This window comes from Pseudodesulfovibrio alkaliphilus (genome assembly GCF_009729555.1).
Lineage (GTDB): Bacteria > Desulfobacterota > Desulfovibrionia > Desulfovibrionales > Desulfovibrionaceae > Pseudodesulfovibrio > Pseudodesulfovibrio alkaliphilus.
In genome coordinates this window covers 175,247-185,116 of the sequence record NZ_WODC01000008.1, presented here as the reverse complement: position 1 = coordinate 185,116, position 9,870 = coordinate 175,247, and the positions used below count along the sequence as shown (strand labels likewise).

Below are 9,870 nucleotides of genomic sequence, written 5' to 3'. Positions count from 1 at the left end.
GGTGGTCATGACGTTCTCCTCTTCGGGTTTGGTGAAGCTTAGTAACTCCATCCATACCCCGATCAGGGACGGCATGACCACTTCCTCTTGGAAGGGCCAAGTGTCAGGTTATAACCATCTCACTTCACCCTTTGGAATAGCCCCTGGATGTTCATGGCCGTATTCCCGGCCCCGCATGTTACCTATTCCTTTTTGCGCTGTGCCAGGATATTCTGTCTCACGTTCCAGCCATTCTCTTCACAGGCCCTTATTGGAGTGACAGGTGATGTCCCCCCTAAAGCTCAACGTATCTACCAGGAACACGAAGGAAACAGATACCCAATGACTGCATCGGCCACCTTTGGTTTGTTCATTCTCACCGCCATCGCCGAGATCGTCGGCTGCTATCTGCCCTGGCTGTGGCTGAAAAAATCCGCCCCGGGGTGGGTTCTGCTGCCTGCGGCCGCGAGCCTCTTTCTGTTCGCGTGGCTGCTCACCCTGCATCCCACGGCGGCAGGGCGGGTCTATGCGGCTTACGGCGGCGTCTATGTCTCCGTTGCTCTGGTCTGGCTGTGGCTGATCGACGGCGTCAGACCCCATGCCTGGGATTTTCTCGGCGTATCCGTGATCCTGCTTGGCATGGGCATCATCATGTTCGCCCCGCGTAGCGGATAGCCCCTCCCCGCAGGCATTCATCCCCCCCGCCCAGGCCCTGGGGCCCACACCCTCCGCAACCGGCGGAACCTTATAATCCGACTGATTTTTTTATTGCCATTTCTTTCACGGGTTATAATTGCCCATATTCCCATATTGCCTTAGATTCGATTAATGCAAAAAGTCTGGCGTCGGGTGACAGCAGGTCCTCGGGAGGACAATGTTCGGGGGAAAACCGCGCAGCTCACACGCTTTCCCTTGACCATTATCAGTGCCCTGCTGCTGATTCTGTCGTCCCTGGCCGCATGCGGGGACGGCAGACCGATACCTGTCGGCTTCTCGGGACAACTCACGGGCAAGATGTCGGATATTGGGGTATATGGCCGCAACGGGGCCATGCTCGCCGTGGAGCACATCAACGCGGCCGGGGGGATCAACGGCCGCCCCCTCAAACTCATCGTCCGCGACGACGGCAACACCCCGGAAGCAGCTATCGCTGCCGATAGGGAACTGATGGATCTGGGCGTGGTGGCCATCATCGGACACATGACCAGTTCGCAGACCCTGGCCGCCCTGCCCCAGGCTGCGCAAGAAGGCGTCCTGCTGATCTCGCCAACCACCTCCACCCCGCAGCTCTCGGGCATCAAGGACAACTTTGTCCGCGTGTTGATGGATAACCAGTACCACGGACGGGAACTGGCCGCCTACGCCCGAAACGTGCTGGATCTTCGACGGGTGGTCAGCATTGTGGAAACCGACAATGCAAGCTATTCTAAGACCTTCGAAAAATACTTCTCTAACGCTTTCGAAGAGTACGGCGGAATTCTGCTCAGGAGTATTCCCTACTCGGCGGCGGCCGCCATCGACTGGAAACCCGTCATGGCCGAACTCTCCGGACTGAACCCTGACGGAATCCTGCTGACCTGTCCCGCTCAGGACTTCGTGACCCTGGCCCAGAATATCCGCTCGGCAGGGCTCACTGCCCGGCTGCTCTCCGGGGCTTGGGCCTACACCGAAAACCTTCTGCACTGGGGGGGCAACGAACTCAAGGGGAGCATTTTCGTCATCGACTTTGCGGCAGACAATCCAAGCCCGGAATACGTCGCGTTTTCGAACGCCTACAAACGACGTTTCGGCAACACGCCGAACTTTGCTTCGGCCTTTGCCTACGAAAGCGTCCTGGCGCTGGCCGCAGGACTGCGCAAGACCGGCGGCTCTGCCCAGGGGTTGCTCGAAGCCATGGCTCCGAGCGAACCAATCAAGGGGGTTGTGGGCACCTTCTCCATTGATCAGTTCGGCGATGTGAACCGCGACATCTTCATCGTGACCGTGCGTGATGGCCAGTTCAGCACCATCGGACTTCGTCAGGGGCAGCCCCAAGAGCGCCTTCCATGATACGAAAACTCAGACAACGCCCGGCGCCCCCCTCCTTAAGCGGCCTGCTTCGGCAGAACCTGACACGCTGGGTGCTCTTCCCCAGCCTGTGCTTCATCCTCCTGCTCGGCGGATACATCACCCTTGAAAAGACAAAAGACTTCGAACGCAGAAACATCATCATCGCCCAGTCGCTCAGCAAGCAGATCGTCTCTCATGTGGCGGACGCGGAAAATGCCCTGGGCTCCCTGGCCCAGACCATGGCCCGCTACGACGACTTCTGGTTTCAGACGATGCTCAACAACTTTCTTCAGTCAGCTCATCACATGGAGCGGCTGCTGTACCTTGACGCAGACGGCAAGATACTGGCCTCGGCTCCGGCCCGAAGCGAACTGCTCGCCATCAGGCAGTTCATCGACAGGGTTACGTCCCGCCCGTCCATCATCTCTCCCCCCATCGCTTCGCCGATCACTCACGACATGGTGGTCTATCTGGGAGTACGCGGTCCTGACGGCAAGGTGCTGGCAGGAGAATTGAGCATGCAAACCTTCCAACACCACCTTGAAGATCTGCTGCCCAGAACCGAAGGCTCGGTGGTCCTGTGCGACACCTTCGGCAACCTCATCTCCCATCCCGACTCCAACCGGGTGGCCACTCAGGAAAACATCGGCCACCTGCCCATCCTGCGGGACACGCTCGAAGGACATACCCGGACCGCCTTCTACCGTGAGCATGGAGCGGGGTACATCGGCACGGTCTTCAAGATCGAACCACTCAATTGGATCATTCTCATATCCAGGCCCGTTGAAGAGGTCTTTCTTCCCCTCCTCGGTCCGATCATCGCCTTGTTGAGCCTGATCCTGCTGATCTTCGCCCTGTTCGTGACCGTACTCAAGTTCAAACTCAATCGCACCATCGTCACCCCATTCGCCCAATTCACTGATTTTATTGAACAAGCAACAAGGGGCCACTACCAGACAGCCGAAAAACGCGACCAAAGCTTCGCCGAACTGGCGATCATTGAAGAGAAATTCAGCGAAATGATCGAACAGATCGCCCGGCGCGAAAACGAAATCAGGGAAAGTGAGGCCCGCTTCAGGCAATTGGTAGAAACCATTCGCGAAGTTTACTGGATCAGCGATCTGGCAGACGACAGCGTCATCTATGTCAGTCCGACCTATGAAACCGTCTGGGGACGCCCTCGGCAATCGCTCATCGACAACCCCGAATCATTTTTCCTCTCCATCAAACCGGCTCACCGCTTGGCCGTGGTTGAGGCGTTCAACACGCTCCGCCTGGAAGGCTTTGAAGTCGATGAAGAATTTCAGATAGTCCTGTCTGATGGTCGAGAGCGCTGGATTCGTGCACGGGCCTTCCCCATCCACGACCAGCACGGGGTCAGAGTCCGCCTGGCGGGCATGGCCGAGGACATCACCGGACACAAGGCCGAGCAACACGCCCTGCTGGAAGCCAAGCAGAACGCCGAAGCGGCCAGCAAGAGCAAGACCGAGTTCCTGACCAACATCAGCCACGAGTTGCGCACCCCCCTCAGCGGCATTCTGGGCATGCTTCAGCTCACGCGGGAGTCACGGCTGACCCGAGAGCAGGCGGAGTACATCGACACGGCCATCAGTTCGAGCAAGGTGCTGCTCAACGTCATCAACGATATCCTGAACATCGCCCAGATCGAGGCCGGCAAACTGACCCTGAACAGCCAGCCCTTCCCGACCCACGAGGTGCTCAACACCATCTACCGCTTCTTCAGGCACAACGCCAAGTCTAAGAGCATTGAACTGACCATTGAAACAGAGTCGGAATTTCCGCCTATCCTGGTGGGCGACGAGGTGCGCATCCGCCAAATCCTGTTCAACCTGGTAGGCAACTCGGTCAAGTTCACCGACCAGGGACATATCCGCGTCTGGGCGGGCACTCTGCCCAAGCGGCGCGACGACGGAACCGTGGACGTACTCCTCATAGTCGAAGACACGGGCATCGGCATTCCCCCGGACAAGCTCGACTATGTCTTTGAGTCCTTCACCCAGGTGGATGGCACTTTCACGCGCCAGTATCAAGGGACCGGACTCGGTCTTGGCATCGTCCGCAGCCTTGTGGGCTCCATGCACGGCAGCATCACCGTGGACAGCGAAGAGGGATCGGGCACCACCATGTATGTGACGCTTCGCCTGGGGTTGCCCGCAAAAGGAAGCGTACCGCAAACACGGCGCATGAACGAGCAAACCATGCCCGAGCGCAGCGGCCTGTCCATCCTCCTGGTGGAGGACGATCGCGTCAATCAGCTGGCCATCAGCAGAATGCTTGAAAAGCTGGGGCACCACGTCACCTGCGCCGACAACGGCAGAATGGCCCTCGAACTCCTTGAAGGATCGCGGTTCGACTGTATTTTCATGGACATCCAGATGCCCGAGATGGATGGTATGGAAGCGACAAGACGCATCCGCACCGCACCGGAGCTGGCCGATGTCTCCGACATACCCGTGGTGGCCATCACGGCTCATGCCATGCCCAAGGACAGGGACGCCTTCCTTGAGGCGGGGATGACCGACTACCTTTCCAAGCCAGCCACTTTCCACGAACTGGCCAGGCTGATCGACAGGCTGCCCCTCTGAGCCTGGGGCATTCCTACCAGTCGGTGCGCCCAACGGGAATGTAAAAGAATTCCACACGCCTGTTGATCCGCCTGTTCTCCTCAGAAATGCCCGGCACCAGCGGTTTTGCGCTCGCATAGCCCACCGCCTTCATGCGCCTGGCGGGGATGTCGGAATTTTCGAGGATAAAGCGCAGACAGGCAGCGGCTCGAGCGGCCGAGAGTTCCCAGTTGGAAGCATACGGACCGGCTTCAGGCGATTCGCCGTCGGTATGGCCGCGAATGACCAGGTTGAAATTCCTGTTCTCCATTCCGGCGATGACTGCGGCCAACGCCTCGTGCGCCCGGGGCGTCAATTCTGCCGACCCTTCGCGAAACACGGCGCTGTTGTCGAAGCGGAGCATGACCCCGGACTTGTCCGCGCTGACCCGGGCCATGTGGGTCAGATCCCTGGCCCGGATGAAATCCCTGAGCCGAGCGCCCACCTCCACGATCTCCCGATTCTCGCGTACGCTGCGGCGTTCGGCGAAGGAGGCGTCGACAAAAGGCGCAGACAGGGCGCCGCTATCCTCCTCCTGAACTCCCAGCGCCTGCTGGATGGAGCCCATGAGCAAACGGAAGTTGGTGATGTCCATATTGGTGAAGGAAAGCAGGAGAACAAAAAAGCACAAAAGCAGCGTCACCATGTCGGCAAAGGTAGCCATCCAAGGAGGAATACCCGGCTCTTTTTTAGGCAGAGCGGTTTTGACGCCTTCCTGGGGCGACGGCTGACTGTCGATCTTTTTGGGCATGTCTTTCCGTCTACTACCAAGCGTCGCGCTGGGGCATGTGCAAATAGAATTCCACGCGCTGGTTCTTCAGACGGTGCTCGTCAGAGTCGTTGGGCACAGCGGGCCGCGTGTCGGCGTAGCCCACGGCCTTGGCGCGGTTGATGTCGATGCCGCCCTTGCGCAGGATGTAATCCAAAGCCACGGCCGCCCGGGCTGAAGACAACTCCCAATTGGAAGGAAACTTTGCGGTCGCGATGGGTCTGTCATCGGTATGGCCTCGCACCACAAGACTGAGCTTGTATTCCCTGAGCACATCAATGACCTTGTCGAGCACCCTGTCGGCCCCGGGTGCCAGCTCCGCCGTCCCTGGACGAAACAGTACGGCCGAGTCCGCGCCGAAAACCACGCCGTCGCGGTCCGCGCTTACCCCGGTGCCTTCCTGGATCATCCGATCCTCGTTTTCCATCAGGGACTTGATACGCATGATCACGCCGAGCAAGAGTCTGTCGTCCGGGGAAATGCGGTCCACCATCTCCCTGGCGGACTGGCTGGTATCGAACCGGGCCATGGTGTCCGAAACCGTGCGCAACTCCCTGACGCCAAATGCCCCCCGAATGGACCCGAGGGCATCGCGATACTTTTGCTCGCTCTGCTCGGCAAAGGAGAGCAAAAGTACGAAAAAGCACAAAAGCAAGGTCATCATATCCGCAAAGGTTGCCATCCACGGCGGCAACCCCGGAGCCGGAGACGGTTCATGCAGCGGCTTTCGCCTGATGACGGGTTCTTCTTTTCTGGCCATTGCCTACCGTGCCCGCTGTTGTCTTGCCATGAATCAGGGTTTGACCTGTGGACCACTGGCCGCACCGGGTCCATCGGCCCGGTCAGGTCTGCTCGCGCATGGCGGGTGCCAGGAATGCCTGAAGCTTTTCCCGGACCACGCTGGGATGGTCCCCCCGCTGAAGCGAGGCCACACCTTCGATCATGATCTGCATGAACAGACAATCCTCGGCCGAGCGCTCCTCCAGCTTGGTGGCCATGGGCAGGAACACGCAGTTGGCCAATACCGCGCCATAAAAGGTCGTCAGCAGCGCCACGGCCATGGCCGGGCCGATGGAGGAAGGATCGGAAAGATTGGAGAGCATGTTCACCAGTCCGATCAAGGTACCGATCATGCCAAAGGCCGGGGCCATGGTGCCCATGCCCCGGAACACGGATTGCCCCTGCCGGTGCCGTTGCTTCATGAACTCAAGCTCAATCTCCATGACCGACCGGACCAGGGTCTCGCTCGACCCGTCAACAACCAGCATGACGCCCTTTTTGAGGAAAGGATCTTCAATGGGCACCTTCTCCAGGGACACGAGGCTCTGTTTGCGGGCAGTGTCTGCCAGGGAGGAAATGAGGCGGATAATCTCCTGTGGGTCGTTGGACTTGAACAGCAAAGTCTTCAACCCCACCTTGATGGTGCCGATGACCACGCTCAAGGGAAACATGACAAAGGTCACCGCAAATGTCCCGCCGATGACCACCGCCACAGAGGGAATATCGATGAATCCTGCAGCATTGCCACCCATAAAGATGGCGGTCAAAACAAGCCCGAACGCACCGAGCAGGCCAATCAGCGTTGCGATGTCCATACCGTCTCTTATTTCATGAATTTGTGAGCCGATGCGCCAATCCTGACCTCATCGTTCTCATGGTAAAAGAACACGTCTTCAAGATAGTCGTCCACCTTCAGAAAGGCCGAACCGATACTGATCTCCACGCCGGGTCTTACCACTCCGGGCACAAGAATCCGGCACCTGTCCACCTGTCCGGTCCCCCGGATGCCCTCCCAAAGCTTGACCTTGAGTGTCTTGAGAAGGTCGAGTTCGCGATTGACCGAGGCAAGCCGTATCCCGCACTGTTGGGGGTTTTCTCCCCGCTTGATGGATTTTTCGCAGGCGGCCATCTCTTCAAGCAGAGCGGCGATGCGCCTGTCGTATTCAGCGTCGGCAAAAAGCAGTCCGGGGTCATACCCCACCACCAGCGAGGTGTCTGTGTCCAAGCCGCCTCCCAGCTGCTCTCCCACGTAGACATACTCGTGGCAGTGGATGCGGCCGCCGGTAAGCCTGCCGCCCACAGCCAGTCTGCGGCCCGCATACACGTCGCTGTGCATGAGAGCACCCTTGACCAGAATATCCTCACCGGCCTTGATGGTGGCATATTCGCAGAAGGCCAGCTTCATGGTCCGCCCGGATTCGAGAAAGGCAGTCTTGCCGCCCTTGACGCCACCCCGGCAGTTAAGGCCGCGCAGGGCCTCCACCCGGGCTCCTTCGACCTGGCCCTGTATGGTGACATCGCGTCCCCGGACCACAAACCCGCCCCGCGCAGAACCTCCGATGATCACGTTACCGATAAAGTTGATGTTTCCGGTGCGAAAATCCACTTCGGAAGGCAAGGTCAGGGTGTCGAGGACCACGATCTTTCCGTCACGGTAGCACACGTATCCGTTCACCGCCGCAAAAAGCTTGTCAGGACTGGCTCGCTTGATGCCCGTCCCCTTGCCTGCGGGAAAGACCTTGTCATCAAAAACGAATCGCGGATCTGCCTGCCCTTCGGGCATGTCGGCCAGATCCATCCACTGAGCGATGACATCCCCGGCCTCGACACTCTGCACGAAGTTCAGCTCATAATGATCGACGCTGCCGTCGTCCTGGCGCTCAGGTCTGAGGACTTGCTGATCCTGATGGGGATTGAAATGATGTTTGAGCCAATACGGCATTGCGACCCTGGGCGGACCCATTGACAAAAAGGGAGTGGCTCGCAAATAACGAGCCGCAACTCACGAGATTGACACACTTTTACAACTCTTCAAAGGGTATTTCAATTTTTCTGGGCCGTCAATGATTATGCCCGCTCCACCTAAATCCAGATCCCTAAAGATTATCAAAAAAATGACGATACAGAAGTTGAGACAGAAGCTGTAGGCCAGGAGTATTCGTGCAACACCAGGGAGGGAGACCATGAATTTCTCCGCAATATCAAGGGAGCGCGAGCCCCGCTTGGAGGGCGTTGCCCCCGCCAGGGCAGCGGTCACGTCCCCTGCCCGCGATCCGGGGAGCAAAGAAACGCCGCACCCCCTCAACGGCATTAACGAAAAGCACACCCCCCTTTCCAGAGAGGAGGTGGCCATCCTGGCCGCTGAAATGGAAAAGACGCTCGAAGCCAACAACGTCAAGCTCAAGTTCAATATCATTGAAGAAAATGACACCATCCAGGTCGAGATCGTCAACGGAGAGGGAAAAACCATTCGCAAAATCCCGAGCGATGACATGATCAAGCTTTCCAAATCTCTGGAGAACCTGGAGCGGGGCTTCCTCGACACCCGATTCTAGCCCAAGACGATCACAACGCCTTCCGCCCCCTCCCCGCCATTGGCGGGCAGAGGCGCTCCTGAATTGCCTTTTTCTCATTGGCTTGCCAGTCACGTCCGCATCAGGCATATTGTCATCAGGACACCCAACACCGGAGGCCGCCATGTCCGGCATGAGCATTTCCACCGAGTCCGTGTCCGCGCTGACTGAAAACCTGATGCGCGGCGCAGAGACAGTCAAGGAATCCACAAGCACCGTTCTGTCCGCAGCAAATCGCATCGGGCCGGACACTTCCGAGCAGGCGATAGCCGGGGCAGAGGTGGCTTCTCGCACCAGCGAATTCTTCGGCTCAGGGACGGATTTCGGCTCCACCGGCACCGACCCCGACACAGCGCAAGCGGTCAACAACACCATCATGAGTGGCCGCGGCGCCGTGGCAGACCTGACTGTCTGACACCCTACCCAAGGAGATTTCCCTGTGACCAAAATCATGTACATCAAGGCATCCCCCAGGGACGCACGCTCCCATTCCATTGCCGTGGCCGACCGCTTCATCAAGGCGTGCCGCACCGCTGATCCAGGAGTAGAAATATTGGTGCGCGATCTCTTTGCCATGGATCTGCCCCCTCTGGACGGGCCGACATTGACGGGCAAGTACAACATCATGCACGGCCGTCCCTTCTCCGAAGCGGACAAAAAGGCGTGGAACTCGGTGGAGACGGTCATCGCCGACTTCAAGAGCGCAGACAAGTATGTCTTCGCCATCCCCATGTGGAACTTCTCCCTGCCCTACCGGCTCAAGCACTACATGGACATCGTGGCCCAGCCCACCTATACCTTCGTACCCGAGGGCGGTGGCTACAAGGGGTTGGTCAACGCCCCTGCCTTCATCGCCTACGCCCGGGGCGGCGACTACCCCGAGGGCTCGCCCTACAATTTCCAGGAAGACTACATGACCTTCTACCTCGGCTTCATAGGCATCACCAACGTGAAAAGCGTGGCTGTGCAGCCCACTCTGGCCGGGGACGAACTTCGCGACGCCTCCAAAGCCCGGGCCATCGAAAAGGCCCTTGAGATCGCCCGGACCTTCTGAGCCAGACGCCCAAAGACAAAGAAGCCCCCGCCACATGGTGAC

At 58.6% G+C, this 9,870-nt stretch carries 10 protein-coding genes; 6 read left to right on the top strand and 4 right to left on the bottom strand.

All coding sequences use genetic code 11. From position 1 onward, the window contains the following. The first annotated feature begins 321 nt into the window (after window positions 1-321). The 3 genes from GKC30_RS12590 (at window position 322) to GKC30_RS12580 (ending at window position 4,634) form a co-directional block, all read left to right on the top strand. Window positions 322-654 carry a YnfA family protein gene (locus tag GKC30_RS12590; RefSeq protein WP_155935219.1) on the top strand — a complete coding sequence of 111 codons (333 nt, stop codon included), beginning with the start codon at window positions 322-324 and terminating at the stop codon, window positions 652-654. Between the two features lie 237 nt (window positions 655-891). Further along, window positions 892-2,028, top strand: coding sequence for an ABC transporter substrate-binding protein (locus GKC30_RS12585; protein WP_231117157.1), 1,137 nt, complete (start codon window positions 892-894; stop codon window positions 2,026-2,028). Next, complete coding sequence (locus GKC30_RS12580; RefSeq protein ID WP_155935215.1) at window positions 2,025-4,634, top strand: response regulator; 2,610 nt, start codon at window positions 2,025-2,027, stop codon at window positions 4,632-4,634. Before GKC30_RS12585 ends, GKC30_RS12580 begins: the two co-directional genes overlap by 4 nt. 13 nt (window positions 4,635-4,647) lie before the next feature. Here the strand turns inward: GKC30_RS12580 and GKC30_RS12575 are convergent, their stop codons facing one another. The 4 genes from GKC30_RS12575 to GKC30_RS12560 form a co-directional block, all read right to left on the bottom strand. Next, window positions 4,648-5,403, bottom strand: a complete 756-nt coding sequence (locus GKC30_RS12575; protein ID WP_155935213.1) for a flagellar motor protein MotB — start codon at window positions 5,401-5,403, stop codon at window positions 4,648-4,650. 13 nt (window positions 5,404-5,416) lie between these two features. Beyond that, the gene (locus GKC30_RS12570) at window positions 5,417-6,181 is read right to left on the bottom strand and encodes a flagellar motor protein MotB (protein ID WP_155935211.1); all 765 of its coding nucleotides are present in this window, start codon (window positions 6,179-6,181) and stop codon (window positions 5,417-5,419) included. Window positions 6,182-6,263: 82 nt separating this feature from the next. Further along, window positions 6,264-7,016 carry a motility protein A gene (locus tag GKC30_RS12565; protein ID WP_155935209.1) on the bottom strand — a complete coding sequence of 251 codons (753 nt, stop codon included), beginning with the start codon at window positions 7,014-7,016 and terminating at the stop codon, window positions 6,264-6,266. 8 nt (window positions 7,017-7,024) lie between these two features. Continuing rightward, on the bottom strand, window positions 7,025-8,143 hold the full coding sequence (locus tag GKC30_RS12560; RefSeq protein WP_155935207.1) for a FapA family protein: 1,119 nt from the start codon (window positions 8,141-8,143) through the stop codon (window positions 7,025-7,027). Between the two features lie 241 nt (window positions 8,144-8,384). On the opposite strand from GKC30_RS12560, the gene GKC30_RS12555 reads away from it, so the two are divergent. From GKC30_RS12555 to GKC30_RS12545, 3 genes are all read left to right on the top strand, one after another. Further along, complete coding sequence (locus GKC30_RS12555; RefSeq protein ID WP_155935205.1) at window positions 8,385-8,756, top strand: flagellar protein FlaG; 372 nt, start codon at window positions 8,385-8,387, stop codon at window positions 8,754-8,756. A gap of 151 nt (window positions 8,757-8,907) precedes the next feature. Continuing rightward, the gene (locus tag GKC30_RS12550) at window positions 8,908-9,189 is read left to right on the top strand and encodes a hypothetical protein (RefSeq protein ID WP_231117155.1); all 282 of its coding nucleotides are present in this window, start codon (window positions 8,908-8,910) and stop codon (window positions 9,187-9,189) included. A gap of 24 nt (window positions 9,190-9,213) precedes the next feature. After that, window positions 9,214-9,828, top strand: coding sequence for an FMN-dependent NADH-azoreductase (locus tag GKC30_RS12545; RefSeq protein ID WP_367614131.1), 615 nt, complete (start codon window positions 9,214-9,216; stop codon window positions 9,826-9,828). Window positions 9,829-9,870: the final 42 nt, after the last annotated feature.